At 38.8% G+C, this 26,735-nt stretch carries 27 protein-coding genes; 7 read left to right on the plus strand and 20 right to left on the minus strand.

All coding sequences use genetic code 11. The features are described 5' to 3' along the window. Positions 1-12 precede the first annotated feature (12 nt). The gene (locus tag ACIQCO_RS00505; RefSeq protein ID WP_400424483.1) at positions 13-186 is read right to left on the minus strand and encodes a hypothetical protein; all 174 of its coding nucleotides are present in this window, start codon (positions 184-186) and stop codon (positions 13-15) included. Positions 187-417: 231 nt separating this feature from the next. On the opposite strand from ACIQCO_RS00505, the gene ACIQCO_RS00510 reads away from it, so the two are divergent. Further along, the gene (locus tag ACIQCO_RS00510) at positions 418-624 is read left to right on the plus strand and encodes a methionine aminopeptidase (RefSeq protein ID WP_082804930.1); all 207 of its coding nucleotides are present in this window, start codon (positions 418-420) and stop codon (positions 622-624) included. Positions 625-839: 215 nt separating this feature from the next. Here ACIQCO_RS00510 and ACIQCO_RS00515 read toward each other — a convergent pair whose 3' ends face one another. Both ACIQCO_RS00515 and ACIQCO_RS00520 read right to left on the minus strand, forming a co-directional pair. After that, positions 840-1,409 (minus strand): hypothetical protein, encoded by a 570-nt coding sequence (locus ACIQCO_RS00515; protein ID WP_400424486.1) that lies wholly within the window; start codon positions 1,407-1,409, stop codon positions 840-842. Positions 1,410-1,492: 83 nt separating this feature from the next. Further along, positions 1,493-2,485 carry a VanW family protein gene (locus ACIQCO_RS00520; RefSeq protein ID WP_400424488.1) on the minus strand — a complete coding sequence of 331 codons (993 nt, stop codon included), beginning with the start codon at positions 2,483-2,485 and terminating at the stop codon, positions 1,493-1,495. A 268-nt stretch (positions 2,486-2,753) separates the two neighbouring features. Here ACIQCO_RS00520 and ACIQCO_RS00525 point away from each other — a divergent pair, with 268 nt between their 5' ends. Next, complete coding sequence (locus tag ACIQCO_RS00525) at positions 2,754-3,071, plus strand: hypothetical protein (RefSeq protein WP_400424491.1); 318 nt, start codon at positions 2,754-2,756, stop codon at positions 3,069-3,071. A gap of 68 nt (positions 3,072-3,139) precedes the next feature. Here the strand turns inward: ACIQCO_RS00525 and aspA are convergent, their stop codons facing one another. Then, the gene (gene aspA / locus ACIQCO_RS00530; protein ID WP_400424494.1) at positions 3,140-4,564 is read right to left on the minus strand and encodes an aspartate ammonia-lyase; all 1,425 of its coding nucleotides are present in this window, start codon (positions 4,562-4,564) and stop codon (positions 3,140-3,142) included. A gap of 291 nt (positions 4,565-4,855) precedes the next feature. Here aspA and ACIQCO_RS00535 point away from each other — a divergent pair, with 291 nt between their 5' ends. After that, on the plus strand, positions 4,856-5,986 hold the full coding sequence (locus ACIQCO_RS00535) for a polysaccharide deacetylase family protein (protein ID WP_400424495.1): 1,131 nt from the start codon (positions 4,856-4,858) through the stop codon (positions 5,984-5,986). Between the two features lie 218 nt (positions 5,987-6,204). Here the strand turns inward: ACIQCO_RS00535 and ACIQCO_RS00540 are convergent, their stop codons facing one another. Beyond that, on the minus strand, positions 6,205-7,833 hold the full coding sequence (locus ACIQCO_RS00540; protein WP_400424498.1) for an ABC1 kinase family protein: 1,629 nt from the start codon (positions 7,831-7,833) through the stop codon (positions 6,205-6,207). A 97-nt stretch (positions 7,834-7,930) separates the two neighbouring features. Between ACIQCO_RS00540 and ACIQCO_RS00545 the strand changes: the two genes are divergently transcribed. Continuing rightward, positions 7,931-8,788 carry an MBL fold metallo-hydrolase gene (locus ACIQCO_RS00545; protein ID WP_400424500.1) on the plus strand — a complete coding sequence of 286 codons (858 nt, stop codon included), beginning with the start codon at positions 7,931-7,933 and terminating at the stop codon, positions 8,786-8,788. Between the two features lie 57 nt (positions 8,789-8,845). On the opposite strand, the gene ACIQCO_RS00550 is transcribed toward ACIQCO_RS00545, so the two are convergent. From ACIQCO_RS00550 to ACIQCO_RS00570, 5 genes are all read right to left on the minus strand, one after another. Next, a complete protein-coding gene (locus ACIQCO_RS00550) occupies positions 8,846-9,145 on the minus strand; it encodes a hypothetical protein (protein ID WP_400424503.1) in 300 nt (99 codons plus the stop codon). A gap of 153 nt (positions 9,146-9,298) precedes the next feature. Then, complete coding sequence (locus ACIQCO_RS00555) at positions 9,299-9,658, minus strand: fluoride efflux transporter FluC (RefSeq protein ID WP_400424505.1); 360 nt, start codon at positions 9,656-9,658, stop codon at positions 9,299-9,301. 5 nt (positions 9,659-9,663) lie between these two features. Next, positions 9,664-10,041: a fluoride efflux transporter FluC gene (locus ACIQCO_RS00560; RefSeq protein ID WP_400424508.1), complete on the minus strand. Its 378-nt coding sequence runs from the start codon at positions 10,039-10,041 to the stop codon at positions 9,664-9,666. 79 nt (positions 10,042-10,120) lie between these two features. Beyond that, a complete protein-coding gene (locus ACIQCO_RS00565) occupies positions 10,121-10,591 on the minus strand; it encodes a DUF2680 domain-containing protein (protein WP_400424510.1) in 471 nt (156 codons plus the stop codon). Between the two features lie 71 nt (positions 10,592-10,662). Next, entirely contained in the window at positions 10,663-11,058 is a 396-nt protein-coding gene (locus tag ACIQCO_RS00570) for a PepSY domain-containing protein (protein ID WP_400424513.1), read from the minus strand. A 425-nt stretch (positions 11,059-11,483) separates the two neighbouring features. Here ACIQCO_RS00570 and ACIQCO_RS00575 point away from each other — a divergent pair, with 425 nt between their 5' ends. Further along, positions 11,484-11,861: a hypothetical protein gene (locus ACIQCO_RS00575; RefSeq protein ID WP_400424516.1), complete on the plus strand. Its 378-nt coding sequence runs from the start codon at positions 11,484-11,486 to the stop codon at positions 11,859-11,861. Positions 11,862-12,061: 200 nt separating this feature from the next. Here the strand turns inward: ACIQCO_RS00575 and ACIQCO_RS00580 are convergent, their stop codons facing one another. From ACIQCO_RS00580 to ACIQCO_RS00605, 6 genes are all read right to left on the minus strand, one after another. Then, positions 12,062-12,169 carry a YjcZ family sporulation protein gene (locus ACIQCO_RS00580; protein ID WP_082804931.1) on the minus strand — a complete coding sequence of 36 codons (108 nt, stop codon included), beginning with the start codon at positions 12,167-12,169 and terminating at the stop codon, positions 12,062-12,064. Between the two features lie 96 nt (positions 12,170-12,265). Further along, positions 12,266-12,967: an ABC transporter ATP-binding protein gene (locus tag ACIQCO_RS00585; protein ID WP_400424520.1), complete on the minus strand. Its 702-nt coding sequence runs from the start codon at positions 12,965-12,967 to the stop codon at positions 12,266-12,268. A 12-nt stretch (positions 12,968-12,979) separates the two neighbouring features. After that, positions 12,980-13,756: an ABC transporter ATP-binding protein gene (locus tag ACIQCO_RS00590; protein WP_400424523.1), complete on the minus strand. Its 777-nt coding sequence runs from the start codon at positions 13,754-13,756 to the stop codon at positions 12,980-12,982. A 3-nt stretch (positions 13,757-13,759) separates the two neighbouring features. Further along, entirely contained in the window at positions 13,760-15,064 is a 1,305-nt protein-coding gene (locus tag ACIQCO_RS00595; protein WP_400424526.1) for a branched-chain amino acid ABC transporter permease, read from the minus strand. A gap of 9 nt (positions 15,065-15,073) precedes the next feature. Continuing rightward, entirely contained in the window at positions 15,074-16,060 is a 987-nt protein-coding gene (locus ACIQCO_RS00600) for a branched-chain amino acid ABC transporter permease (RefSeq protein WP_400424529.1), read from the minus strand. Between the two features lie 86 nt (positions 16,061-16,146). Next, positions 16,147-17,331, minus strand: a complete 1,185-nt coding sequence (locus ACIQCO_RS00605) for a branched-chain amino acid ABC transporter substrate-binding protein (protein ID WP_400424532.1) — start codon at positions 17,329-17,331, stop codon at positions 16,147-16,149. 244 nt (positions 17,332-17,575) lie between these two features. On the opposite strand from ACIQCO_RS00605, the gene ACIQCO_RS00610 reads away from it, so the two are divergent. Both ACIQCO_RS00610 and ACIQCO_RS00615 read left to right on the plus strand, forming a co-directional pair. Further along, entirely contained in the window at positions 17,576-18,082 is a 507-nt protein-coding gene (locus ACIQCO_RS00610) for a hypothetical protein (protein WP_400424535.1), read from the plus strand. A 26-nt stretch (positions 18,083-18,108) separates the two neighbouring features. After that, a complete protein-coding gene (locus tag ACIQCO_RS00615; protein WP_400424538.1) occupies positions 18,109-18,624 on the plus strand; it encodes a hypothetical protein in 516 nt (171 codons plus the stop codon). A gap of 228 nt (positions 18,625-18,852) precedes the next feature. Here the strand turns inward: ACIQCO_RS00615 and ACIQCO_RS00620 are convergent, their stop codons facing one another. Genes ACIQCO_RS00620 through ACIQCO_RS00635 form a run of 4 tightly spaced genes read right to left on the minus strand, consistent with a single transcriptional unit; the run spans position 18,853 to position 26,618 of the window. Continuing rightward, the gene (locus ACIQCO_RS00620; RefSeq protein WP_400424541.1) at positions 18,853-23,319 is read right to left on the minus strand and encodes a hypothetical protein; all 4,467 of its coding nucleotides are present in this window, start codon (positions 23,317-23,319) and stop codon (positions 18,853-18,855) included. Continuing rightward, positions 23,297-24,043 carry a DUF6063 family protein gene (locus tag ACIQCO_RS00625; RefSeq protein ID WP_400424544.1) on the minus strand — a complete coding sequence of 249 codons (747 nt, stop codon included), beginning with the start codon at positions 24,041-24,043 and terminating at the stop codon, positions 23,297-23,299. The genes ACIQCO_RS00620 and ACIQCO_RS00625 overlap by 23 nt, the downstream gene beginning before the upstream one ends. Beyond that, positions 24,040-25,554, minus strand: coding sequence for a hypothetical protein (locus tag ACIQCO_RS00630; protein WP_400424547.1), 1,515 nt, complete (start codon positions 25,552-25,554; stop codon positions 24,040-24,042). Before ACIQCO_RS00630 ends, ACIQCO_RS00625 begins: the two co-directional genes overlap by 4 nt. Further along, a complete protein-coding gene (locus ACIQCO_RS00635) occupies positions 25,545-26,618 on the minus strand; it encodes a Wadjet anti-phage system protein JetD domain-containing protein (RefSeq protein WP_400424550.1) in 1,074 nt (357 codons plus the stop codon). Before ACIQCO_RS00635 ends, ACIQCO_RS00630 begins: the two co-directional genes overlap by 10 nt. Between the last annotated feature and the right edge of the window lie 117 nt (positions 26,619-26,735).

A 26,735-nucleotide genomic window follows, 5' to 3' on the forward strand; every position in this document is an offset into this window, starting at 1 on the left:
GCTGATCAACTACTATTTCATTTTGAGATTGTTCTTCTGACGCTCAATGTATTGATCCCGTTCGCCGCCGTCAGATAATTCCTCCGAAAACTCATGTTTTGCCTCATTCTCAACTAATTCTCCAGTCTTGATTGTCTTCGGCGCTAAATTATTATTAGGTGCAGCTTGCCTATTCCATTTACCCATAAATATCACCTCTTTTCTTTAGTATTTGGGGTTTTCTAAGACATTATCCATCGGCAAAAACACTTGATAATCCTCACAAATTTAGCGGTTTTTTCATAAAATATATTATTATCAAATAGTATTTGAATGAAAAAGTGGAATTCATTAGTATTCCGAAATGAAATATAGGCTGCCAAGTATAATAATTCCATTTTATCATCATACTATGAAAAAAATGATGAGGTGAAGAAAATGGGACTACTCAACTCATTTAATCAATGGAAAGAAACAAGGTACCAAAATCATGTCTCGACAATGAAAGACCAAGGCAAATGTCCTGATTGTCAAGGCCGAGGCTATACCGTGTACCCTTATAATGAATTTGCTTACTTTAATTCCTTCGAATGCCCGAGTTGTCAAGGCAGCGGCCATTACACGGATTGGGAAGAGATGCAATAAAAATAAAAAAGGACCTTTATTTGATCTAAGTAGTTCTGATAACGTGGAAAAAACCCAAAATCACAGTTTAAATAACTTATACGTTAGCAGAATAAATAACAAGATACTTAACACATAAAAAGCTTGAGGCGAATTTTATTTTCAACCTCAAGCTTTTTGACTTTCATATGGTACGGCTATATTTAAACTAAGGCCAGCTTTAGCTTTAATTCCAACTAAGAAGTAACTTTATTAATAATTTTTTCCTTTGTAATTTTTGCAAATTGCTCAATCTCGTTTAATACCCTAGCCCTACCTTTTTCACTTTGAGTCCACATATTAGGGGTGATTCCTCTATTATCCTGAAGTGGCAATATATCTAGAACTTTATCTTCATTTGCATATAAGGAAGCCAGGAAATAAAATCGTTTACAAAAGAAAGATTTTCCTGCTAATAAGATATTTTTATGGTTTGTTTTATTGAGGAAAATAAAAGCTGCTTTAATAACATCATTCACACTATTAATTTCATCATCACTATAAATTCGGACTAGTTTTTCTTCTTCGACACCTTGATTTATCAAAAGGGGAGCAAAAAAATTATATTCATTATTATTCAAGAAATTATTGAAAACCCCAGGAATCAATATGATATTTGCTCCAGATTTTTTATAGTAATCCAAAAATTGCTCGTTAAGTTCTGGAAAGTGACCTGGGTGATATAGGATAGCATCTGGTTTCTCAAACAAATTAAGTTTATCCATAAATACCATTTCATTAATACATTCTATGGTTGATTTATTCAAAGTTTGTTTCCCCCATCAGTAATCGGTGATTTAATTTATCAACTATATTAATTGACACATGTCCTTTTTTTATCTAGCTGATTTCAACCACGCTTCTTAATTACGCTTTGATATGCTTTTGATGTTCTTACCTCGACGGTAAGTGATCCTTTTTTGACAATTGCTTTTAAGAGAATGGGTACGCCCGTTGTGTTTTTAAATCTAAAATCCAAACCTCCATAGGAGACCGTGGCGTCTCTTCCCGTAGGAACATAGCCAACATGGAGCGAATGGTTATGTTTTTCAATATAACCAACAGCTAATTGATCAATCGCATTATACAAGGTAGACGAGGTCTGGCAAATTCCGCCTCCAATCCCATCTACTAATTTTCCCTCAACGGCTTCCGGTGCTGGTTGATACCCATGTTCTGCATCACTCGGTCCTACCGTTGTATTAAACGAGAAAGAGTCCTGGCTGCCGAGGATCACATTATTGATGGCCTCTGCTGATAAGGCAATATTTTTAGTTCTTCCGGCTACACTGCTACTAAAATAGGTGGTATAGGAAGCAACAACCACCTCTCCCAAATTGGCTGCCTCCTCAAGGTTATAACCACTTGCTGTGACATAGAGGGGAATTTCTACATTTCCGCCCTTTTCAGAAGCTTGAAGTACTTTTTCGATTAACTCGGCTTCGTCAAGAATGGTTTGAGGAGTCCCTTTTACAACCTGACCATTTGCATCGAGTTTATCAAGAATCATCCGCTTGTCATATCCGGGTATTTCTTTTGTCCCTCTAGCAAGTTCCTTTGCCCATTTGCCGATTTCGGATTTATACTTTTCAGTATCGATGGCAAATCCAAAATCCTTCGGAGTAAAGGTTTTAATAACGTCTTTCGTATTTGGGTCGATTATATTAACGATAACAGGCTTTTCTTCTTCTTTTTTCTTAGCTTTCTCCTTTTTCTCTTCCTTTTTCTGCTGCAGTTCCGATGCTTTTGCTTGCTTTTCTATCGTCGTCTGTTCAGCGCAGCCAGCTAAACCTAATAAACTACCTACCACCAGTAATGAAATTGCCCAAGTAAACTTTGCCATTTTCCCCTAACTATTCTCCTTTTAATGTAAACCGTATTTTTCCTTTTATTCTTTAGACGTCTTCACATGGACTTTCGTTTCATTGATTAACCTATTCTATTCCATTTTAATTTCCACTTTCCTGCTATAAATTTCAAACTAGTACTTTTGATTTATTTTTTACCTAATAAATTTACTGGAAATTAATTGAAGCAAACTATTGAATAAATAGTTTGATTACGTAAATAGTATAGGTATGTTTGTTTAATTATTTGGGGGTGTCCAGAAATTGTCCGTTTTTGTCTACCAGACGTTTGTGATTAAGCAAGATAAATTCAAAGAGGGGATTGAAAATTTAAAAGAGATAAAAAAATTTAGAAATGAAAATTATGATCATAAGGTCGAATTATTAGCACCAGTTTCTGGGAGAGACCACACTTATGCTCTGCTTGCAACATATGAAGGTTTAGCAGAAATGGAATTACAAAATAAAAAGATGTTCGACGATGAAGAATATATTAAACTAATTGGTGATTTTTTTCTAGAAAATATTGCGGAAGGAAGTATGTATACGCAAATTTATCGGACTATTCATGAAAAGAAATAATAAGTTAAGAATCAATAGGACATACCACGGATGGGTATGTCCTACTGATTCTTTTTTTCTGTATTTGATTAATCTCTTTCCAAAAGAGCAGCACCAGCAATTCCTGGTTTGGTCATTTCATAGATATTTAATATTAGATCTAGCTCTTCTTCAGATAATACATCATACTTCAAGCATAATTCTCTAACAGATTTACCAGTGATAGTTGCCTCTCTTGCAATCCGGGCCGCCACTTCGTAACCTAAATGCGGATTTACGGCCGTGATAATGCCTACGCTTTTTTCTACATATTCTTTTAGCCGGACTTCATTTGCTTCAATACCAGAGAGACAATGGTCGGTAAATGAGCGGAATCCGTTGTTCATAATACTAATCGATTGAAGCAAGTTAAAGACTAATACAGGCTCCATAACGTTTAATTCCAGCTGACCTGCTTCAGAAGCCAGGCAGATGGTATGATCGTTTCCAATCACTTGGAAGGCTATTTGATTAATAAGTTCCGGCATGACTGGGTTTACTTTACCCGGCATAATGGATGAACCGGGCTGGCGAGCCGGAAGAGTAATCTCAGCTAGTCCTGCACGTGGACCCGAAGCCATCAGCCGGAGGTCATTAGCTATTTTCGACATATTCATCATACAAACTTTTAATGCCGCAGAAACTTCAGTATAAGCGTCCGTGTTTTGAGTAGCATCAACGAGATGCTCAGCATTGACCAAGGGTAATCCACTAATTTGCGCAAGCTGTTCAACGACATCTTTAATATATTTTGGGTCTGCATTTAATCCTGTTCCGACGGCTGTGGCTCCCATATTGACTTCGAACAAATTCCCTTTTGATGATTGAATCCGCTTCATATCCCGTTCCAGCACCCTGCTGTATGCCTCAAATTCTTGGCCAAGTCGAATTGGCACAGCATCTTGAAGATGGGTGCGCCCCATTTTAATAACGTTTTCAAATTGCTTTGCTTTGCCTTTGAAAACCTGATGCATGTCATTCATCGTATTAAGCAATTTTTCGAGAAGCTTAAGTGTTGCAATATGTATGGCTGTAGGAAACACATCATTTGTCGATTGCGACATATTAACATGGCTATTAGGACTTAAATGCATATACGTGCCTTTTTCATGTCCGAGCAATTCAAGGGCACGGTTCGCAATCACTTCATTTGCATTCATGTTCATCGATGTCCCTGCTCCGCCTTGGATGGGGTCAACAATGAATTGTTCATGCCAATTACCTTCAATGATTTCATCGGCTGCTTGACACATTACATTTCCCAGACCACTATACAACCGCTTCGTATTCATATTTGCAATGGCTGCCGCTTTTTTAACCATTGCAAGTGCCCTGATTAACTCATCGTGAATGCGATAGCTTGTTATCGGGAAATTTTCAACTGCCCTCAAGGTCTGAATGCCATAATAGGCCTCGACTGGTATCTCCTTGCTCCCTAAGAAATCTTGTTCAGTTCTTGTTGTGTCCGTAAACATCTGACAACACTCCTAATATTGATAAAGATTTTACTTCCCTCAGAAATAATAACAGCTTATTCAATTCCTGTCTCCCATTTACACTATTATTTCAATATTAATACAAAAAATCAGTCCGTTTAAGCTGAATTCCATTTGGCAAATATTACACAAGGATACAAAAATTACAGCTCATATTTTTAAGAAAAAAATGCAAACTATTACTATTAAACAATTATTAATTATCTTTTCTTCCGCATAGGCAAATGGTATGATATTGTCCGAGATAACTATTATTCAAGGATGGATGAAATGCAGAAACTACTATATTTTGCTCTTATTTTCACTTTATTATTATCCGGCTGTAGTTTAAAGGAAGCAAATGCGAGCAGTCTTAAAGAAGACCTGCCTGCAGCAAATTCAAAAATAACAATGAAAATGAGCAAGGTATCGCCAAAGATTAAAAGAATTCCCGTTTTTGAGCCCCAAGCAACGATTGCCATTAGTCCAATTTCTTTTGATTCTACTCATGCAGTCCTTTCAACAGTAGAAAGAAAAAGCGATGTTTCCGAAATCAATTACCAAATATGGCGGACTGCTGAAGGTAAAGAAGGTATAAAGATGTTTACATCTTCCCAAAAGGAAAATGACTTTTCGTTCTTATTTGATATAAAGGAATTTTCGGGATCTCGGGGTGAATATCAGGTTGAGGCATACGGGGTAAATGAAGATGGGACTCAAGTACTGCTTGCAAAATCAAGTTTGACATTTCAACAGCATGTGCCCATTCTGATGTATCATGCGATTGATGAATATAATGGTGTGGGGTTAAAGGATTTATTCGTTACTCCTGCCAATTTCAAAGCACAAATGAGCTATTTAAAGGATAAGGATTACACTCTTCTCACGTTTGAACGCTGGGATGAAGTCAATAAAGTAAATAAACCGATCCTCGTCACTTTCGATGATGGGATGAAAAACAACCTAAATGCCTTTCGAATTCTTGAGGAATTGAAAGATGACCAGTTTCAGCCTGCAGCAACTGAATATGTCATCGCAGGCGCGATTGACAGCGGTCCTTACCGGCTGTCAACAGAAGATATAAAAGAAATGATGAATTCAGGGATTTTCTCAATCCAATCCCACACGATGTCACATGCAGATCTCCCAGAAATAACGAATTACGAGCAAGAATTGAATGCTTCGAAGGAAAAAATCGAGCAAATCACCGGTAAGCCTGTTATTGCGATTGCCTATCCATATGGTCATTTCAATGACCAGGTCGTTGAGGAAACGAAAAAGTATTACAAATTTGCAACTACAACAAAGCCGGGACAATTTATCGAAAAAGGCGAGTCCGATGAATTCCTGCATATGCGCCGTGTGCGTATATCCAACTCCACAACAATCAATCAATTCGCCGCTTTAGTTGAACCGAGATAGTAACTTAATTAATATTTAAGGTGACCAATCCTAAGTTCGTTAAGTACAATTGATTGAGTCACCTTTTTTTGTGTATATTTTTGCCCATATAAGGGGAAAAATGTTTTTCATGGGTACAAAAAAATTAATTGTGACCGTGTAAGAAAAAAAACTGCCTTCTCGGGCACAAAAAAGATTAATTTTCAATGTTTTGCTAACCAATAGCATCTTTATTTTTCTCAAAGCTGTTTACGATTAAGCTTTTCATAATTCTTCAGCCATTTTTTTTGCCTCACACTGCATATCACATAGAAAATTACTGAAATGCCAACGATACCTGCCGCGATTTGTGAAATTAGCGGATCATTCATATAGAGTCCGGAAAAGCCGCCCACTCCCCCTAGGACACCCAAGAAAAAAGACTGCTTTTTTTGATTTTCAAAGATTGAAAAATAAAACTCCCTTTGCTGCTGCCTTTCCTTTTGCTCAAGGAGTCGCTTTGGAGTTTCTAGTAAATCAGTAATAGATTGGAAGATTTGAAAAACGGGCTGAGCTTGGATCCATTTCCATAGTAGCTTCCATTTATTTTGATTACCTTGTTTTAACCAATCGATAAACGCAGGTTTTGCAATCTCCAAAAATTCTTGATTGGGGTTAACTGTATGGAGGATCCCCTCAACAGTTACAAATGAACGGCCCAAGAAAACAAACCGTGTTGGCACTTGAATTGGCAGCAATTTAATCATCTCGTTAAGATCCCTTTTCACTTGAAAAAGATCCATTTCTTTCAACTCGTTAAGATCAATGGAAAGGGCTTCTTTAAATAGCGGTTCTATTGTTTTTGGGTTTGCATCTGGAAGAAAAAAGCCTAAATCCATCAATACTATTACTGCCAATGAATAATTCTTCGCAAATATTGCCTGGATTAAATCTTGAAAATTCATAGCATCCTTCTTAGAAATTTCACCCACCATCCCAAAATCAAGCAGGACAAGGGTACCATCCGACTTTATTAAGACATTTCCTGCATGTGGGTCCGCATGAAAAATCCCTGCCTCTAACCATTGGGGAATAAATAATCGAAATAACCGCTGTGATAATTCTACCCTGTCAATCGAAAAGCGATTTAAAAAATCTACCTCGGTAATTCTAACCGCATCAACCCATTCCAATACCAACACTTTTGATGTACAAAGGTCAGGATAAACCCTTGGGATATGAAGCTTGGGAAAGGCCTGGAACCGCTGTCGGAAATGAATAACGGTTTCCATTTCTTTCATAAAATCTACTTCTCTTTCAATTACCGTTTTTAACTCTTGGAACACCATTTTAAAATTGATAAACCCTTTAGGAACAGGGGCAAAGTGATCTGCAAACCAAATAATTATGGCCAATGAACGAAAATCAGTTCGAATAATCGAACGTATCTCTGGACGCTGCACCTTTACCGCTACTTTGGTTCCGTCCTTTAATTTGCCGCGGTAAACTTCTCCAATGGATGCAGAAGCCACTACTTTTGAATCAATTGAAGCCAATATGTCCTCAATTGGTCCTCCCCATTCCCTTTCCAATTCAAGTTTAATTTCTTCCCAAGGAGTGGCCGGTACTTGGTCAACTAAATCCTGAATTTGATTAATAAAACTAGCTGGAAGCAAATCGGACCGAATACTTAAAAATTGCCCAACCTTGATTAATAATCCCTCTAACTTAAATAAAGTCTGACGAAATTCCTGTCCAATATTCCCCCATAGCTTTTCCCGTTCGGACTGTGACTTTTTAAAGATTCGATACCAATACACTCGAATAAAAACAGAAAATGCAAAAGACAATATCCTCCACATCCGTAACCACCTACGATTATTTCTCATCCTAACCGCCCCCTTTAGGTGACTTATTGAATAAATGGAACACACGATGAAAAAACTAGTCATAAACATACCTTAATATGACAAGGGGGTTTTTTCAATGGATAAAGAGATGTCTTATGGAAGTGATTATAAATATATCCCTGCCACTTCCATCGGGAGTGGAGTCGGAAGGAATGTCCTTGCTGATTTATACTGCCATACCATTCAGATTGTAAATATTTGTTTAGTGGGGAACCCGGAAACGAAAGAGTTTGTGTTGGTAGACGCCGGTATGCCCGGATCAGCCGCTGAAATTATCTCGGTTACTGAAGAACGTTTTGGAACTGATTGCCGCCCGAAAGCGATTATCCTGACTCATGGCCACTTTGATCATGTTGGGGCAATTATCGAGTTGGTGGAACATTGGCAAATCCCAGTATATGCTCACGAAATGGAATTGCCGTTTCTAACAGGGGAAAAAAGTTACCCAGAACCTGATTCAACAGTAGAAGGCGGGATGGTCGCAAAAATGTCGCCGCTATTCCCTAATGAACCAATCAATTTAGGAAATCATGTAAATCAACTTCCTCACGACGGAAGCATTCCTCATTTGCCAGGGTACAAATGGATTCATACACCTGGCCACTCACCGGGACACGTTTCTTTTTTTAGAGAAGAAGACCGAGCATTAATTGTTGGGGATGCCTTTGTAACGGTTAAACAGGACTCATTGTATAAGGTCTTGACCCAGCAACAAGAAATGAACGGTCCGCCGAGATACCTTACGACAGACTGGCAGACAGCTTGGAAATCAGTAAAAAAACTAGAAGCGCTTAATCCCTCTGTTGCCGTAACGGGACATGGCTTACCGATATCAGGGGAACCATTAACAACTGGCTTAAGGAAACTGGCAAATGAATTTGACCGGATTGCCATTCCTGATTATGGGAAATATGTTGACGGAAATTTGCATTAGCAAAAAAAGATTGCAATGTATAATTTGCAATCTTTTTTTAAGTACTCCTGTTACAGTTTACGACTCCTTAATAGGATTTTCCACAGTTACAAAACGATTAAATCGATTGTTAGAATGACAATAAGGACATCTAGCAGTAATCTCAACATCAACAATTTGTAGCTTATTATGATTAGCAAAACTCTTTTTAAGAATAACCACTTGATCAGTAACCACTTTCCCGACATGAATTGACCGCTGTTCTTCAAAATCAGCTCCACTAACGATTGCAGCATACTCAAAGTCTTTACCGCAAAGGATACAAGATTTTTTATCAGTAACCATCATATTTGTCGAATGAACCGTCTGCAAACTCATCATCAAACCCTCCCCTACTATAGTCCTATATTTCGACAAACATGAAAGCGTTTCCTGCAAAACAAAAAAATGCAGTCGCTTTTTTATAAATTAAAAAGGTTTCCTAGACTTTCTAGGAAACCTTCCTTTCTTGCTATCCTTCTTTCCCACCGGTTATTTCCCCCACCAATATCCCCAAAAACATGCCAGTAAATTCGAGACGTACATCAAAGCACCGTATACAAAAAATTGGAGATTCTTTTTCCCTTCGATTAATTGAAGTAATTCATAATTAAAGGTAGAGAACGTTGTAAACGCTCCGAGAAAACCGATAGATAAGAAATTGATTTGACTATCTGAAAAATAATTAGCACCGTAAATGAATCCGATTGCCAAAGAACCGGAAACATTAATTATGTATGTACCTGTTGGAATCGAAAAAAACGTCCATTTCGAAAAAATATTACTAAGATAATAGCGAAAGATAGCCCCAAGAAATCCTCCTGAACCGATTACTAGAAGTGCTTTAACCATATTCGTTACCCTTCCTCTATTTTTGCGGCCACTGATTGTCCTAGGTGAACAAAACAATACCCGCCAATGATCGTAAGAGTACTATAAAGAAGGCTCGTCCGGATTCCCCATTTCATAAATAACTCTAAAGCTTTCAGGCTAAAAGAGGAAAATGTAGTAAATGAACCGACAAATCCTGTTACAAATCCAATCCGAAATATGGCAGAGAAACGGTGTGATTTCAACGCTAAGAAAAAACCAATGATAAAACACCCCAAAAGATTAACAATGAGGATTCCTGAGGAAGGAGGAAGGACCGTACGAGAAATCAAAGAATCTAAAAGAAATCGTGAAATTGCACCAATCACTCCTCCAAAGCCAACAGCAACATATACCATTTTCATCACTTCTTTTTATCCTAATATATTCTCTTAAAACAAAGAAATGCTTAGATGGTATAAAATTAATTGTTAAAAATGACTTTTAATCATTATCACTATTAAACCACTCTTCTTCCCATTCATCTTCTTCATACTCACTGCACCATTTGTAATTTCTTTTCTGAAAAGTAAGAATGTAGTTTCTTAACATTTTATAGCGAATCAGTTTTTGATCCTGAGTCATTGCCCCTCCCCAGGCGTAGGTTTCTATCAGGTCAATATAATCCATATAAATCCGATGATAAATTTGATCAAGACGTTTTTTTTGCGCTACCGTATAGCGAATATTTTTTGTGCAATCTAAATCCGAATCAGTACTCTCTTGTTCTTGGTGCATTTTAAACGGATCTAAGACCCCTTCTTTATCTATTTCCTTCCATTCTTGCAGTTTCTTTGTTGTGTCTATATTGGACTGTTCTTCATTTTCTTTATTATCAAACTCTGCAAAGGAAGGTAAGACGGCTGATAAATAGCTAATGAAAAAAAATAGGATAAACGCACACTTTTTTACCATCCAATTTCTCCTTCTATACAATTTATAAAGTTGCATGTCAGATTTGACATGCAACTTTAAGAGAATTACTGTTAATCATCTAAATGGTCGTCATCCCCATCATGGCCGTCATCATCACCATGCCTGTCATCGTCACCATGGCTGTCATCGTCATCATGGCTGTCATCGTCACCACGATGTGACCCTTCTTTCTCAACTTCTAAAACCTGACCAGTCTTTGCGTCAATTTCCACTTCATAAAAAGTCCCGGCGTTTTTAATCTTCACTTCATAATGCTCTCTTCCATCGTCCACTTCTAATTTTACGTGGATAATTTCACCTTTTACCTTTTTTAGAGCGATTTCTCCTGCTTCTTTTTCCGTAATTCGATTAGCCTTGGCATCTAATAAATGACTGGCGTTGACATGCCCAAAAGCAGTAAAGCTAATTGGGATTAGTAAAGTGAGTAACATGATTATTTTCTTCATAACTCTCACACTCCTTTATTTTTTTATTAGCTTGCGCAGGAGTGGAAAATTTATTCTTTTTTTTGCTCTGTTAAAAGTGAATGTTGATTTCCGTTCCAGGCGCTTCGCTTTCCGCGGGGCGGGCGGTGAGCCTCCTCGGCGCTAAAGCGCCTGCGGGGTCTCACCTGTCCCGCTGCTCCCGCAGGAGTCTCGCGCCTTCCACTCCAATCAACATTTTCTCAAAATCAACAATGTTCTTTAACACAGCCCTTTTTTTAACAGAACTTGTATAGAGAATTTGTCCAAAAAAAGCTGACAAGCTGGGGTAATGCCGTTACCATTCCATGACATTATGCAAATAATACAGTAAGGTAATTATGTAAAGAGGGAGAGAGAATAATGGGATAAAAGGGTTTTTTGGTTCCTCGAGCCACTATTTCCGAAGAATGAACGAAAGGCTCCAGCTTTGGAGGTTAAAAAAGCTAGTAAGGAAAGACCAGGGGTATATAAAATGGGGACTAGGTATTGATACTCCTTTTTTCTTCAGTTCAAAGTTTGCAATCGAAAATAAATCGATTACCATTACTGGGTCGCAAATTACACACAATCATTCCTGGCCCATTAAGTATTCCATCGTAAAAATGAGCAACCTAGGAACTTCTATTCAATATTTTGACAGTATCATTTTTTACGGCGACCATGCTGAAGGTGAATTTGTTCACACTTTTTCTATTCCTAGCGATGCGGGATATCAGCTGGAGGTCTTCAACTATTTTAAGTATCATTCAACAGGTAAGATTCGGATTATACAAACAGATGAATAAAGCTAGAATGGCCATACCGCTTTCTGGATTGGATGCCCTATTTTGAGATCATAGTCAATTTGCCTATAACCATTGGACAACTTTCGCATACCATAAAAAGAGAAAGACAGAAAATTAGGCATTTTCCTAAAGCTAAAGAAAACAGGGATTGCCAGATACAATCCCTATTCGGCTTAAATTAAAATTAACAAGTTGGTCATTTAATAAAAACAGCCACCACCGATAAAGCTTGCACCGATGATTATAAGCAGAATGAATAAAACTACAACTAAGGCAAATCCTCCGCCAAAGCCTGCTGCACCATCCATTTAATCCACCTCCTAGTTGATTCTGAATATCTTATGTAAAAGAATCCTCTTTGTGTGGGCATTAAATTTTTGGGAAGAAAAAATGCTAAAATTTCATTATGCCAAGTAGGCTTCGCGGACTTCTTCATTCATAATCAAATCCTGGCCGTTTCCATGCAGGCGAATTTCTCCCGTTTGAATGACATAACCCCTATCGGCAATTTGCAATGCTTGATATGCATTCTGCTCCACAAGTAGAATGGTTATCCCTTCTTGGTTCAGTTCCTTTATGATTTCAAAAATTTGTTCAACAATGATAGGTGCGAGCCCCATTGAAGGCTCATCGAGCATTAATAAATCAGGTTTCATCATTAGCGCTCTTCCGATGGCAAGCATTTGCTGCTCACCACCGCTCATCGTTCCGCCCTTTTGGTCGAGCCTGCTTTTTAGTTTAGGGAAATAGTGAAAAACCTTTTCTATTCTTTCCTGAATTACCTGTTTATTTTTCACAGAAAATGCGCCAATCAGCAGGTTTTCCTTAACCGTAAGTTTTGGGAAAATCCTTCTGCCTTCAGGAACATGAGCAATTCCCAAAAGCGTCACCTCATGTGCTGGTTTGTTCGAAATTTCTCGTCCATTATATAGGATATTCCCCGTTTTCACCTTCACAAGACCACTTATCGATTTTAAAGTGGTTGATTTTCCAGCCCCATTACTGCCAATTAGCGTTACAATTTCTCCCTTTTCCACTGCAACGTCGATAGATTTTAAAGCCTGAATACCCCCATAAAAGGATTCAACATTTTTTAATTGCAGCATCAACCTGCCCCCCTATACTGCCTGAACAACTCCCGTTCCTAGGTATGCTTCAATCACCTTAGGATTGTTTCGAATGTCTTCAGGCTTTCCTTCTGCAATTTTTTCGCCGTGATCCAATACAACGATATGTTCTGAAATTTCCATTACAAGCTTCATATCATGCTCAATTAAAATAACGGTAAGATTGTATTCATGTCTTATTCTCTTTATCAACTGAGTAAGTTCGTTCGTTTCTTTTGGATTCATCCCAGCCGCAGGCTCGTCTAATAATAAGACCTTTGGTTTGGCAGCAAGAGCTCTTGCGATTTCCAGCCTTCGTTGTGCCCCGTAACTTAAATTACATGCTTTTTCATTTAAAAGCGGGGCCAGTCCGACATATTCCAATAATTGATACGCTTTCACTTCGGAAGCTTTCTCTTCCTTCCGAATCGCAGGAAGATTGAATAAAATGCCGACAAGACCTGCTTTTATATGTGTATGCATGCCAACAAGCACATTTTCAAGCACGGACATTTCACTAAACAAGCGGATATTTTGAAAGGTTCTTGCGATGCCTTTTTTGGACACCTCATGCGGTTTTAAACCATTCAATTTTTCGTTTTCAAGTAAAATCATCCCGGAAGTTGGCTGATACACCCCTGTAATCATATTAAAAAAGGTTGTTTTCCCTGCCCCGTTTGGTCCAATAACGGCTGTTATTGAGTTTTTTTCCACTGTCATCGATACATCTTGATTGGCTGTGATCCCGCCAAATTTCTTCGTAAGATTTTGAACTTCTAAAATAGACATACGCTAAACCTCCTGAGCTTTCTCGATTTGCGAATGTTCAGGCTTAATTTCCAGATCCCCAGCATTTTCCTTCCTGCTTCCCTCTTGTAATTCCTTTTCATTATAGACATGGTTTTTTGCGGGCAAGAGCCCTTTAGGTCGATATAAAGCAAACAGGATTAGTAGCAGACCGAAAATAAGCCGCTGCATTTTAGAAGGAGATAGTGCGTCCGGGATGGAAAAGGTACCCGTCGAATTTAGTTGATTCAACCAATTGGTCACTTCTGTTAATACTTGAAGATTGAGGATGGTCATAACCGCCGCACCAAGAATGACGCCTGGTACACTGCCCATCCCGCCCAAGATGACCATGACCAAAATCGTAATCGACTCTAAGAGAGTGAAGCTGGTCGGATCGACAAAGGCCTGTTTTGCAGCAAAAACGACACCCATCATTCCCGAAAAGGAAGCACCAATCGCAAATGCCATTAGTTTTGTCCGCACTAATGGTACACCCATCGCTTGGGCCGCTATTTCATTTTCCCTGACAGCTTTCCACGAACGGCCGATTTTTGAATGCTCAAAACGGCGAACTGTAAATATAGTGAATAATAAAATCACTAGGACAATGTAATAAAATTGGCTTGGGTAAAGAAAATCGATTCCAAACAAGCGGGGCGGCGTGACAGAAGGAATCCCCATTGCACCATTGGTTATATTAAGCGGGCGATCAAGATTATTAAAAATAATTCTAATAATCTCGCCAAAACCTAAGGTGACGATTGCTAAATAATCGCCTTTAACCCGGAGGACCGGTATGCCAAGAAGAAGGCCAAATAAAGCGGCGACAAAGCAGCCAATTAAGATAAAGATCCAAAAGCTTTCACCTGATAGAGGAAACGTTCCAAAAGGCATAAAATTGGATGCTTGGGCTGTAGCAAAAATCCCATAAGTGTAGGCGCCTACTGCGAAGAAGGCGATAAACCCCAAATCAAGAAGACCTGCCATCCCCACTACAATATTTAATCCGAGAGCCATAGAAATATAGATTCCGACCAGTGTTGCCACTTCCATATAGGATTGATAGGCATCTCCGTTACTTGCAGTGAAGGGAAGTAAAAACACAAGCACAATTCCCGCAATTAACCATTTTGTGAGGTTCTTGAAATTTGTAAAATATAAAAGTAACAGCGACGATAAAAGAAGTAGGAACGCTGTAACTGATTTTTGAGCCATAAATAGACTTAATGATGTAATCCCGATGTAAAAGAGGAGAAGAATTCCCTGCGCAAATTTGTTTTGTTTATATTTTTTCCATAGAGATTTCATTCTTCCCACCTACACTTTCTCAATTACCGGTTTGCCTAATAAGCCCTCCGGTTTAAAGAGTAACACAATAATCAAGATGGCAAAGGCAAAAACATCCTTGTATTCGGCGCCAAATACGCCGCCAGATAAGAGGGTTAAATTGGCTGAAGCAAACATTTCCAGTAAACCCAGCAGTAAACCGCCAAGCATGGCTCCGCGGATATTTCCAATACCGCCTAATACTGCTGCCGTAAAGGCTTTTAAGCCAAGGATAAAGCCAATATAAGGGTCAATTGTTCCATATTGGACAGCAAAGAGGACTCCCGTTGCTCCGCCAAGCGCCGACCCGATAAAAAAGGTGATGGAAATAACCTTGTTTACATTTACCGTCATTAAGGAAGCGGTCTCGCGATCTTGCGCAACTGCTCGCATCGCCATGCCCCATTTTGTTCGATTGACAAATAAATCAAGACCAATCATCATAATGACCGCCGTAACTAGCACTATCACAAACGATGTTTTAATCGATGCGTCGTTAAAAATGGCACTTATTGATGAGGCCTTAATCGAAATTTGATCTTTAAAAAAATTAGGCCCTGTTACGATATAGTTCCCTTTTTGTAATTCGGCGATGAATCTCACAATATCTTGTAATAAAAATGAGATACCGATAGCGGTGATGAGCGGGATTAATCTTGGTGCATTTCGTAATGGCCGGTAAGCTACTCTCTCAATCCCCATCCCTAAAAGGCCTGTCAGGACAGCGGTTAACACGAGGACAGTGATCAGCATAACAATCGCCGGCACCGCTGAAACCCACCCCATTCCCATCAACACAATTAAGATCGCAGTCCCGATAAAGGCACCTGACATAAAGATTTCACCATGAGCAAAGTTGATTAATTCCAATATCCCATAAACCATTGTGTACCCTAAAGCAATAACCGCATACACTGCACCTAAGGTTAGGCCGTCTATCACCACCTGCGGGATTGTTTGGAGTATTTCGTTCAGCATAAGTTACCTCCTTGTCCACAATCGATAGAAAAAAAGGGTACTCTCACCCATTTTATGAGCCATACCCCTTTCCACCCCCGCCATTCTTATTTACTAACTTCGTCCACATATTCAGCTGGATATTTTGCTTCTTTAAAACTATAAATAAATACTTTGGCGTAATCATTGTCGCCGATATCGTCAAAGCAGACTTTTGTTAATACTCCTTGGTAGTCTTTCACTCCGCGGACGGCATCTCTTACCTGTGCGCGAGATGGCTTTTTGTTGTTATTTGCTTTAATCGCGTCCTCAATTCCCTTTAAAACCACACCCATCGTATCGTAGCCATATACCGAATAAGACTCTGTATCTTTCTTATATTTTGCCTTATAGGTGTCGATAAATTTTTTACCTTCTTCTATTTTTGTAGAATCACCTGCAAGCGAAGTAATGTACGTATTTTTAATTGTATCTCCGGCAATTTCAACTAGTGTAGAAGCATCCATTCCATCCCCGCCTAAAAACGGGACATTGATGCCTTTTTCACGTGCTTGTTTGATTAATAGTCCGCCTTCAGCATAGATTCCACCGAAGTAGACTAAATCAGGTTTCTTAGACACCACTTGGTTAAGAACGCCATTAAAATCCTTTTCTCCGACGGTAATCCCTTCAAATCCAAGAATTTCAGCTCCTTTTTCTTCAGCAGCCTTCTTGAATGCTTCTGCAAGGCCGGTACCGTAAGCTGTTTTATCTTGAACGATAAAAATTTTCTTTGCCTTTAAGTTGTTAACGGCAAATTCAGCACCTGCTGGACCCTGAAAATCGTCACGGGCAACAATCCGATTGACTGTCTTTAATCCCCTTGAGGTGACTTCAACAGCTGAGTTGGCTGGCGAAACCATCGGTATCGCATATTTTTCATACACTTCTGAAGAAGGAATGGCGACACCCGAGTTAAAGTGACCAACAACGGCCATGATCGATTTATCTGCGCCAATTAACTGAGCATTGGCTACTCCTTTTTTTGGATCGCCCTGATCATCATAGGGTACAAGCTGTAAGGTAAAGCCTAAGTCTTTAAACTTCTCCTTTTCCTCTTCCAATTTAAGCTGTGCTCCTAACTTGATGGCTTCCCCAATTGTTGCACTCCCGCCTGAAAGCGGGGTCTGAGTAGCAATTTTAATAACATTTGAATCTTTTTTATCGCCACCGGAATTAGCACAGCCAGCCAAAATCATCCCTGCCGCCAAGCTTCCTGTTAACAATAATGTTAAAGACTTTTTCAATTTCATAGTGACCCTCCCTATTTTTCTTTTAAACAAGCCCCTTACATATATATTGTTCCAAACCAAGAAGTAGGACTATATATTTGTTTTATTATTTTGAAAATTTACTAGGCTTCTTCAATTCCTTCTATTTGATCAATTACTGGGTATGAGGACAATATATCTTTGAATATTTATGATTAAAGTAATTCAGAGGAATAAAAACCTTTCCGGGAATCACATTAAACAGTTCAAGAGGTGGGAAAAATAAATGAACTCTACTTTTTTCGAATGGAACGCTGAACTGCGAGATTCTTATCTTACTGCCATCGATGCTGTCTTAAAGAAGGGAATGGCTGCTAAAGAAGTCGTCTGTTCGATTACCACTGGTTTTCGCTCGATTCCATCTATCCGAACAGCCCCAGGACTTAACCCCTACCACGCTACCGTAGCGGACATTGGTTACGGTTTTGATGCTGTGAGAGGAACAATCAAGCGGCTCAGGCAGGGGGAGTCTATTTCTCTTGCGAAGGAAATGCTGGTGTTTGACCTTGATACACTGCGGATTAGCGAAAAACAAATACGCCCTAATTTTGAATTAGTTGAAAACTGGGCACAGCAAGATACCATGTATTTGATTGAACTTAGCAAAGGGTTAAACAGGCAAATCGCTGAAATGATTAACGAAGCAATACGGCTTGGTCAGGCCATGCTTGGACCTGAATGGGAGATCATCCGTACAAGAATCCAGAATATCCAGGCAATCCCCCGGCTTTAGCCGGATAAACAAGGGAGGATACCAATATGCCTAATTCACAATCTATGATTATGAGTGCAGATGAGCAAAATCGTTTAATGGAATGGTGGAACAAAACGGAGGAAGCCAAGGTAGTTGTCCAACGTTTAGTCTCATTAATAAGTGAACTGCGAGTGCATCCAGAATCCAGTCATGCAGATGGAATGGTGCTATTTTACCGTGCTGCATCCGAGATTTCTTATGGGTATGCGGGGATGAGGGGGTGTATCCGCCGCTCGTTTACAAGTGAATATTCTGAGCCGCTCAGAAAAAATATCGTCATGTGTCACAGCTTCGCCCATAAATATTCTGTAGATGCAAAAGTCCTTCTTGAACGAGTTGCCAAGCACGTCACTGGAGCAAACGCACTACAAATAATCGATCGTATCCGCGAGGCGTTAATGGAAAATGACGCCATGTTAAATCAAATAGCGAAAAAAGCGAATGCGTTCTTTGGAAAAGAAACCTTCCAGTCGATTCAAACAAACGTAAACCAATCGATCACTTTACCTACAATGGGCTAGCAAGAAGTTTATTTCGGCTTTTAAGCGATCCATCATATTTGCGAGTATGTATTTAATTTTATCTATTACTAACTAGGACAAATTGTAAGACAAAAAAAGCAGACAAGGAGGGTCTACCGCACTTGTCTGCTGTTTATTAAAACTTATTATCCTTATTTATAATAAGAAGGGTGATTATTATTTTTAAGTAACAAATATTTGCTTTTATTATCTAAATCCTATACTTTATCAAACCGGAGCTTCTTCAGCTCCCTGGTAAATTCGAAAGGCTGGAACAATGGTGTCCGTTACAATTTCTTTTCCTTTTTCGCGAATGAAGTCCAATTTATAATAGGCATCAAATCTTTGGCTGATTTCCGTTTTCACCAGTTCGGGCGGCGTGACGACAATGAATTGGAACTTCAGCTTTTCGGCCACTGAGAAGATCGGGTCGAGGACATGTGCCGACGCCGCTTGTCCGAACGGATTATCACAGACTAAAGGAACCCAGCTCTGGTCTGTTTCGTTTTTAACAGATAATAACATCATCATCATCACCATTCGGGCTGACAGCTTTTGTCCTCCGCTGCCATCGGATTTTGTCTTTGAACCTTGATTAATGGTCTGCCAGGTTGAATAATGATCTCTTTGCGGTTTCCCGTACATAAAGGCATTATCCGTTCGCATATTATAGACAAGCAGCTCAGGATAACGATTTCGAAGTGATACAAACAAAATTTGCTCTTCACTAATCAGTTGTTTTATTTCTTGGTCTACGGCTTGATTATGATGATCAATCGTATCAAATTGTTTGGTAATTTTGTTAATGGCCGCTACAAAATGCTGCTTCAGCAGCGGCTCGATATCTTCCGCCTTTTTAGGTAAGATGTCTTCTTTTAGCTGGACAAGCGGAAAGGATCCTCGTTCATTTTTCAGCTTCATTTTTGCAATCATAGAACGAATCGCCTCTGAAATGCTCATCACCTTCATGCTGGCACGGCTGGCCCAGAAGTTTTGCGCCTTTTCTGCCCTTTCTTTGTCGCGTTCTAATTGTTCCAATCCACTTTGTGAAAACCGCTTCATATTTTTAACGACACTTTGAATATGCGAATAATGCCTCGTATCCATATGGTCTAATGTGGTTAATACTTCATTTTTAAAACGAATCTCCCAATCTTTGCCTTCGATTGTTAGCTTTAAATTCCTTAATGATTGTTCGATTTTCGCATGCTTTTCTTGTCCTTCTTCCTGAATCGCTTGATGTGCTTCACACCAGGATAAGATACATGCTTTACCTTGACTCTTAATTTTTTCTACATCCTTATCAGTAAATGCCGCCGCTTCCTCCTTTAGGATAACGGATAAGGTTAACAAATCCCCTTCGAAACCCGCAATGTTCGTTTCTGTTTCTTTTTGGCGTTTTTCCGTCTGCTTTAGTTCCTCAATCGTTTGTTTCGTTTGGTCTTTTATTTCTACTGCCTTTATCTCTAAGTCTAGGTCTTCCCATTCTTCAGGCTGTTTCTCATGCTTTGCTATCTTTTTTCCTGACTTGTCACGCTGAACGGTCGCATGCTGTAAGGAAGTTTCTGCTACCGTTACAGCCGTTCCTTGTTCCCGCTCTTCTTTTTCCGCAGTCTTTGCTTCCTTCTGTGCCGTTTGCAGCATATTTTCTACAATACTTATCGGTTCATCTGGTTCCGGAGCGACCTTCCACTCCTTGTTATAAGTATCGAGTTTTTTCTCTAATTTCTTTTGCTGTTTTTGTTCTGTTTCTTTTTTTGCTTGAATAACCAGTAATTCTCGAGACTGTTCTTCTTTTGATTTTTGGAGCTGTTTTAACTCTAAGATTCTTCCATTAATCTCCTCTAATAAATGAGGTGATAAACGTGGGACCTCTTCAGATTGCTCCGCTTTTTCATCAGTAGGAAAAACCGCTCCTTCAATAAAGAAGGCGATCTCTTTTATCGTTTGTTCGGTTGTAACTTTCCATTCTAAATACGTTTGATTCCACTTGTTTTGCAGTTCTACTATATTTTGGTGCTCTTTTCCTATTTCTTGCTGCCCTAAACCTAAGACTTCCTTTTGTTTCTCTTTCTCTAATTTCACACGTTTATTTTCTTGATAAAGAGACTTTTCACGATCAAAGTCCTCGATTGTTTCTACATTTCTTGTAAGCTTCTCGATCTTTCCCTTTGTCGTCTCCAACTGTTCTTTTAACCCAAGCTGTAATTCTTTTTCTTTTTGCTCTTTGGTTGTGATTTCCTGTAACTTCGTTTTCTTAGAAAGAAAGGCGTTCTGTTCCTGATTGAAAGCTTTCTCGATATCAACAGCCAGCTCACTCGATAAAAATCGATCGATTTCTTTTAACATACGACGTAAAGAGGTTTCTGTTTTATTAATTTCAATAAGTGTATCTTTCTTTTCTTCTATTTGTTTAGCAATACTAATTTTCCAGTTGGTAAAATGATTTTTCTCCGTTAATAGCTCGTTCTCTGTTCCGTTAATGATTACGAAGGATGACTGTTGATTTTCGCTGTTCATTTCTTCACGCAAGAAAATCGGAACAGGACTTTTAAACATTCTTCCGGAAAGAACCTGTTGATTAATTTTTTGCCATTGCTGCCCGCTTACCACTAAACCGTATGGAAGGAGCGGATACGTCAAAAGGGTGTTCGCGATATCTTCTTTACTTAAAGATTGGAGAAATTGGGTACCATAAAACACATCAATACCAGTCTTTTCATCAATCCATTCCTTTAATTCCTTTACATCTTTATTGGGAATCCAGAAGTGCTCATCATTTAACGAATGGTCCAGTTGTATTTCCCAAAGGTCTTTTTTAATTTGTTCACCTTGTTCTCGATTATTGGCTAGGATGTCTTCAATCTGTAGTGCATATTTTGAAAGAAGCGCGTGGGTGAACGGTGCAGTGACATCATCTACTAACCCATGAAGCCGATCTAACAGTTTTGCTTCTTTTTGCTTTTGCTCTATATTTGCGGCCTTTAACTCTGCACATTTTTCTTCTGAAAACTGAATCGATTGGACAAGCGTACCATGTGATGTGGCTAATTTGTTTTGCACTTCACTAGATTCTTTCTCTTTTGCTTGCAGCTCTTCTAACATACCCTTTTTCTGCTCAATTTGTTTAGAAAGACTATCGATATAGCCCCTTAAGTCATAGGTTAAGAGGTCGCCAAATTCTTTGATTAGTGCTTCTTCCTTCGACTCAAATGTATGGATTTGCGTATAGAGAAAATCAATTTCAGCACTAAGCTGAGCAATCTCTTTTGTCTTTTGTTTATCCTTTCCTGACAGATCCATCCCTTTTCTCTTTAAAAACTTTTGATACCCCAAATACTGCTTAACCGTTTCTTGTATGGATCGGTAAGAATGCTCCCATTGCTGTGCTGCTTCCTTTTTGATTTCATCCATTCTTTGATTCACTTGCTCTAAGCCGCTATTTTGTTCTAATGTCGCTATCTGTTGTGAAAGAGAGCGAATACTTTGTTCGTTTTCACTCCACTCTTTCAATAAAACCTGAAAGGCAAGCTGCTCTTTTCGTTCCTGTTTCTCCTTTACGGCCGATTGTAAGGAGGTATGTTTATTCCTTTCTTCTACTAATTTCTTCTCCCAATCCAATACCTCTCTGTGAGCTTTTGCAAACTCTAAATTGTCCTTTTGATAGCGTAAATCTGCTTGCCTGATCGTTAAGTTTTCCATGTCTTTCGCTAAAGTAAGCAGCGATTCCTCTTCCGATTGCTTCAAATGCTTTAAAGCACCCAGAAGTTGCCTTCCGACCTTAACACTTTCATGAACAATTTCTTTATGCTCTACCCCTTTAGCTAAGTTCTCTTCAAAAGGGACAATGTCTTCTAAAAATTCCTTATGTGCTTGCTCTCTTTTTAAGAGAACTGGCAGGTCCTTCGCAATACTGGCCTGACTCTTGAAAATCTCGACAAGATCGTTCTTTTGATGTTCCGTCGGATGCAAGACTTGACTAACCGTAGGAATAATTCGTTTTTGAAACAGGGAATGATCATCCTCAGCACCCTCAAAGTATTTCCCAACGCCGCCTTCATCCTTGTTAATCTCCTTCATAATATCCCAGTCTTTACGGTTAATTCCGTATGTATCCAGAATACGATAGTGCTTCTTCGTATCGCGGTAAACGTCATATCCATTCCATTTTAAATAGTCCTTCAAGCTTTCCGTTTCAGCCACCTCATCATTTTCATAAAGTGGAATATGTTCAAGCGATACCTCTTCTTTCCGTTCAAACTCTCTTGTATAAAAGGTAATATTCGGGAGGATCCTCGCTTCCTGTTCCAACGTTTTGCTTTCATTTCCACTTTCTTCACTCATCGAAATCCGCTGTTCGGCTGAGAACATTCCTCCAGTTACCAGATGCCGGTGGTCCGAACCGTCCAATTCCCATTGAATGAGAACATGAAAGGTATAGGGAATAAATTGCTCCTTATTATTAAAAAAGAACTGCTGATAATAACGATTGTTTTGTTTTCCCCACGAGGTTCCAGGTTTAAGGATTTGAAAGATGGTTTGCAGGAATACACCTTTCCCACCCCCATTCATCATCGCAATGAGGCCATTTGTGGAGGTCTCTTCATTATGGAAGTTAAAGGTGGTATCTTTATATTGCTTTTGCATGCCATCATACTTCAGGCCAACAATTCTAATTCGATGGATTTTCGGCATGCTCATCCTCCTCTACCGTCATTAATTTTTTAAATAATTCATAACGATCATAATCGTGATACAAGTATTCAATTCGCTCAAAAAGCTCTTGTTTTGGAATCACCTTAGGTATATCATCCCGATCAAGAATGACGATTAGCCCCTCCGTCTCTAATAAGCGCATGCTGCTTGCAATTAAACCTATTCTGGTTCGTCTATTAGCTTTTTTAAGAGCATAATCATCCGTGTCCACTTCCATGTATTTCCACAATATGACAACTTCCTTCATATCGATTCGTTCTTCTTCACCGAAGGCAGGTTTCACTTTAAGAATGCTTTCCCAATTTGTTATGAGATCGTTAACAAGACGTTCTAATGCGTAATAGCTAATCCCTTCCCGCTTCGTGCGGATTTTTGCAGCCTGGTTGCGGTCTATCGCTGCTAAAAAAGACATAATGACAACGCTCATAAGATGAAAGTGTTTTTTCGTTTCGACTTGCTTATGCTTTTCTTTCATATGCGTAAAATTCGTAGCAAAGACAGAGCCGGTCGGCTGGACAACTAAATGAATCCGTTTAGGCGATTCAATGATATATGTACCTGATTCGTCAGCTAATAAAAGAACAGTTTGTCGCACTTCCGGATCAAAATAGGTCTGAAAGTGTTCGCTATTTTCGTCGATTACTCTATCTTTTAATAGAGTAAAATAGATAGCTGACGCTTTTTTGATTGATTCCGCATTCATCGTTGCTCCTCCTGTACACATATTTTGAAAGGGGTAATTTTCATTTGATACCATTGATGAGGCTCCGCCCGATGATCAAACATGGTAAAGATTTTCAAGCCTTCAAAAGTTTGAAATTGCGGATATTCCTGCATTAGTTTATATAGAAGAATTTCCCTCTCGTCACTTAATGTTTCTTCCTTCCGATGCAGCACTTGAATCTTCAGCGGCTTTTTATCAAACATCATCCATAAATCAATCGTTTCAGACTCTTCAAACCATAAATCCTGCACTTCTAATGGACATGCCTGCAAATCCGCTAATGAAAACTCTCCGTATGTTTGTAAATGTTGAAAAACATAACTCCATGCCTTAATAACAGAATCCCAGTTCGTTACTCGGAGACGAGTAATGCTTTCTTCTTCCTCTTCTTCGATTACAGCAGCCATTAGTTGTTTTTCATCAAATTCTTGTTCTCCCCAAATCCAATCCAGCGGCAAAATAAATTCATTCTTTGGTGAAAATAACGGAGAAAGTACTTTTTCTATTGTCTCAAAACTTTTGATTCCTTCCTTCATGAACCAATTTTCATATAGATGTTCTCGAAATGAAACCAGGCTGGTTTCCCAAAACAACGAAGGGTTTTCCGCTTTTAATTTCATCTCATAGGAGATATTTTGAATGACGAGCTTGGCAAAACGATCATGCAGCTGCCTTGTATGACCAATTTTTTCTTGGAGAAGAATCAATTCTTTCTGAATATAATCATCTTCTTCATTTCTTCGTTTCGTTTTTTCGATCATGCTCGTAATGGTTCGGAAGTGATTTTTTTCTTCTTCAAATTGCTTTTCAATTTCCACACGATTGTCGGCCCTTTGCCATTCTTCTTCAATCAATAAGATTTTAGGATTGTTAATCATTTCCTTTTGAAAAGTGAATTCTTTTGCCATTAAGCGGTTTACTCGTGAAATGAGGTGATCGAGGTTTCGAGTAGCTTTTCTAAAATTACCGTTTTTAATCAGCTGCATACTATAGAGTTGTTCTATCGTTATAGAGAATTCCTCCGCCATTTCCCTGCTCATAAAAATCATTTCCTGAGAGACATCCGTGAGTTTATAAACAATCGATCCGCCTATTTCTAAATTCGTATATAATTCATCCATCGTGACATAACGGAAAACCTGAGTTTCCCATGATTGTCTGATTTCATCGTAATATAAGGCTTCAAACGGTTTACTATACTCTTCTTTTCCCTGATACAGGAGCCCGCTTGTAATCCGTTCCATTTGCTTATCGTCTGCTAGAAGCTTCATTTGCTTAATGGAATCTTCTACCATATATTTGATATCTGATTTGCGGCGATGATCATCATCATTTAATTCTCGATAAAAGATGGTCAGGAGCACTTGCATCAGAATTGTTTGGATATGAGGCTTCAGCTCTCCTACTTCCATTCCTCTGCCAAGCTCAAACAATGGATTTAATCGTTGCATACGCTGGGCGAAACCTTCCCATGATTCGTTCACAGCCATCTCCTCCATGTTTCAATTGTTAACACTTCTTGTGGGATTCGCTTATTTTCCTGCCATAATTGCTGTAATAACGCTTGCTCCTCTTCTGTAAACCATTGAAAGAATAAATCACGGTATTTGAGGTTTTGTGATTGACCGATTTTCTGATCATTCCTTTGTTCTAGACATTCGAGCATTTTTCGATAAATTTTTAAGGCAGGCTGAAAACAGCTATCCGGATATTTTTCGATAAGCCGCATGATGATCCCGTATCCAGCGGCATCAAGATCTCCTGCGTAGTAGAAAAGATAGGATTTTGGCGGAAACATTCGAAAGAAAAAAGAAAAGCTCCGTTCAATTTTAGCGCCTTCCCCATAAATGATTAGTTCAGGTTCATAATCGAGTTGATTCGCTTCCAATAATTGAATGGAAGTATGAAAGAAAGATAGATTTTCGACGATTAGTACTCTCTGAATATCTTTCATTTCTTTCCCTTGTTTCAGCCAAAAGACAAAAGGCTCCCCATAATTCACCATTTTAAGTTGATCTTCTGCTATGCCAATTCTAGCTAAAAAACCTTTTCCATCAGGAAAACTATCACTATCAATTAAGAATTTTTCATGGCTAAAGAGCTCAAGGCTTCTTTCTTCTAATGATACGATTTCCCTTTCCTGACTGGACTTTAGAAACGTATATACATGATGGATTCGATTCCATTCTTCTTTCGTTTGCCATTCAGGATGCTGTTCATAATAGGAAAAATCAAACTGATCACTTAATTTCATCATCTCGAGACGATCCCATTTGGCTGCCTGAACTTTTATATTTACCCAGTAATATAAGGCAAGCGCTGGTGTTTTACCATTGTATTGATTATTTTGAATAGGGATCAGTTGTCCTTCAGCTTGCAATGTTTCGATTGCAAGATAAAACAATGAATAACCGTCCATTTCAAAATAATTATCTAATAGCTTGCGCAACTGAAATTCTAACTCGTTACTATTTATTTTCTTTTTCTGGTTAGGGTGTTGAATATCTGCGATAAAACCTCTCACCCGTGTTTCTATGATATCGATTTTACTCACCTACTACCTCGTCATAGTGTCATGAAAAGACTCCTGATATCCATTTTGGACATCCTTATATTATAAACTAGTTGCGATATTGTTGGTAAATGAAATTTTTTTAAAATAATAATAGAC

It is taken from the genome of Neobacillus sp. NPDC093127 (assembly GCF_044754175.1).
Taxonomy (GTDB): domain Bacteria; phylum Bacillota; class Bacilli; order Bacillales; family Cytobacillaceae; genus Neobacillus.

What these genes read in the sequence shown, in the direction of transcription:
- ACIQCO_RS00505 (WP_400424483.1), bottom strand. Translation starts at nt 186, where the DNA reads ATGGGTAAATGGAATAGGCAAGCTGCACCTAATAATAATTTAGCGCCG.
- ACIQCO_RS00510 (WP_082804930.1), top strand. Translation starts at nt 418, where the DNA reads ATGGGACTACTCAACTCATTTAATCAATGGAAAGAAACAAGGTACCAA.
- ACIQCO_RS00520 (WP_400424488.1), bottom strand. Translation starts at nt 2,485, where the DNA reads ATGGCAAAGTTTACTTGGGCAATTTCATTACTGGTGGTAGGTAGTTTA.
- aspA (WP_400424494.1), bottom strand. Translation starts at nt 4,564, where the DNA reads ATGTTTACGGACACAACAAGAACTGAACAAGATTTCTTAGGGAGCAAG.
- ACIQCO_RS00535 (WP_400424495.1), top strand. Translation starts at nt 4,856, where the DNA reads ATGCAGAAACTACTATATTTTGCTCTTATTTTCACTTTATTATTATCC.
- ACIQCO_RS00540 (WP_400424498.1), bottom strand. Translation starts at nt 7,833, where the DNA reads ATGAGAAATAATCGTAGGTGGTTACGGATGTGGAGGATATTGTCTTTT.
- ACIQCO_RS00545 (WP_400424500.1), top strand. Translation starts at nt 7,931, where the DNA reads ATGGATAAAGAGATGTCTTATGGAAGTGATTATAAATATATCCCTGCC.
- ACIQCO_RS00550 (WP_400424503.1), bottom strand. Translation starts at nt 9,145, where the DNA reads ATGAGTTTGCAGACGGTTCATTCGACAAATATGATGGTTACTGATAAA.
- ACIQCO_RS00555 (WP_400424505.1), bottom strand. Translation starts at nt 9,658, where the DNA reads ATGGTTAAAGCACTTCTAGTAATCGGTTCAGGAGGATTTCTTGGGGCT.
- ACIQCO_RS00560 (WP_400424508.1), bottom strand. Translation starts at nt 10,041, where the DNA reads ATGAAAATGGTATATGTTGCTGTTGGCTTTGGAGGAGTGATTGGTGCA.
- ACIQCO_RS00565 (WP_400424510.1), bottom strand. Translation starts at nt 10,591, where the DNA reads ATGGTAAAAAAGTGTGCGTTTATCCTATTTTTTTTCATTAGCTATTTA.
- ACIQCO_RS00570 (WP_400424513.1), bottom strand. Translation starts at nt 11,058, where the DNA reads ATGAAGAAAATAATCATGTTACTCACTTTACTAATCCCAATTAGCTTT.
- ACIQCO_RS00575 (WP_400424516.1), top strand. Translation starts at nt 11,484, where the DNA reads ATGAACGAAAGGCTCCAGCTTTGGAGGTTAAAAAAGCTAGTAAGGAAA.
- ACIQCO_RS00580 (WP_082804931.1), bottom strand. Translation starts at nt 12,169, where the DNA reads ATGGATGGTGCAGCAGGCTTTGGCGGAGGATTTGCCTTAGTTGTAGTT.
- ACIQCO_RS00585 (WP_400424520.1), bottom strand. Translation starts at nt 12,967, where the DNA reads ATGCTGCAATTAAAAAATGTTGAATCCTTTTATGGGGGTATTCAGGCT.
- ACIQCO_RS00590 (WP_400424523.1), bottom strand. Translation starts at nt 13,756, where the DNA reads ATGTCTATTTTAGAAGTTCAAAATCTTACGAAGAAATTTGGCGGGATC.
- ACIQCO_RS00595 (WP_400424526.1), bottom strand. Translation starts at nt 15,064, where the DNA reads ATGAAATCTCTATGGAAAAAATATAAACAAAACAAATTTGCGCAGGGA.
- ACIQCO_RS00600 (WP_400424529.1), bottom strand. Translation starts at nt 16,060, where the DNA reads ATGCTGAACGAAATACTCCAAACAATCCCGCAGGTGGTGATAGACGGC.
- ACIQCO_RS00605 (WP_400424532.1), bottom strand. Translation starts at nt 17,331, where the DNA reads ATGAAATTGAAAAAGTCTTTAACATTATTGTTAACAGGAAGCTTGGCG.
- ACIQCO_RS00610 (WP_400424535.1), top strand. Translation starts at nt 17,576, where the DNA reads ATGAACTCTACTTTTTTCGAATGGAACGCTGAACTGCGAGATTCTTAT.
- ACIQCO_RS00615 (WP_400424538.1), top strand. Translation starts at nt 18,109, where the DNA reads ATGCCTAATTCACAATCTATGATTATGAGTGCAGATGAGCAAAATCGT.
- ACIQCO_RS00620 (WP_400424541.1), bottom strand. Translation starts at nt 23,319, where the DNA reads ATGCCGAAAATCCATCGAATTAGAATTGTTGGCCTGAAGTATGATGGC.
- ACIQCO_RS00625 (WP_400424544.1), bottom strand. Translation starts at nt 24,043, where the DNA reads ATGAATGCGGAATCAATCAAAAAAGCGTCAGCTATCTATTTTACTCTA.
- ACIQCO_RS00630 (WP_400424547.1), bottom strand. Translation starts at nt 25,554, where the DNA reads ATGGCTGTGAACGAATCATGGGAAGGTTTCGCCCAGCGTATGCAACGA.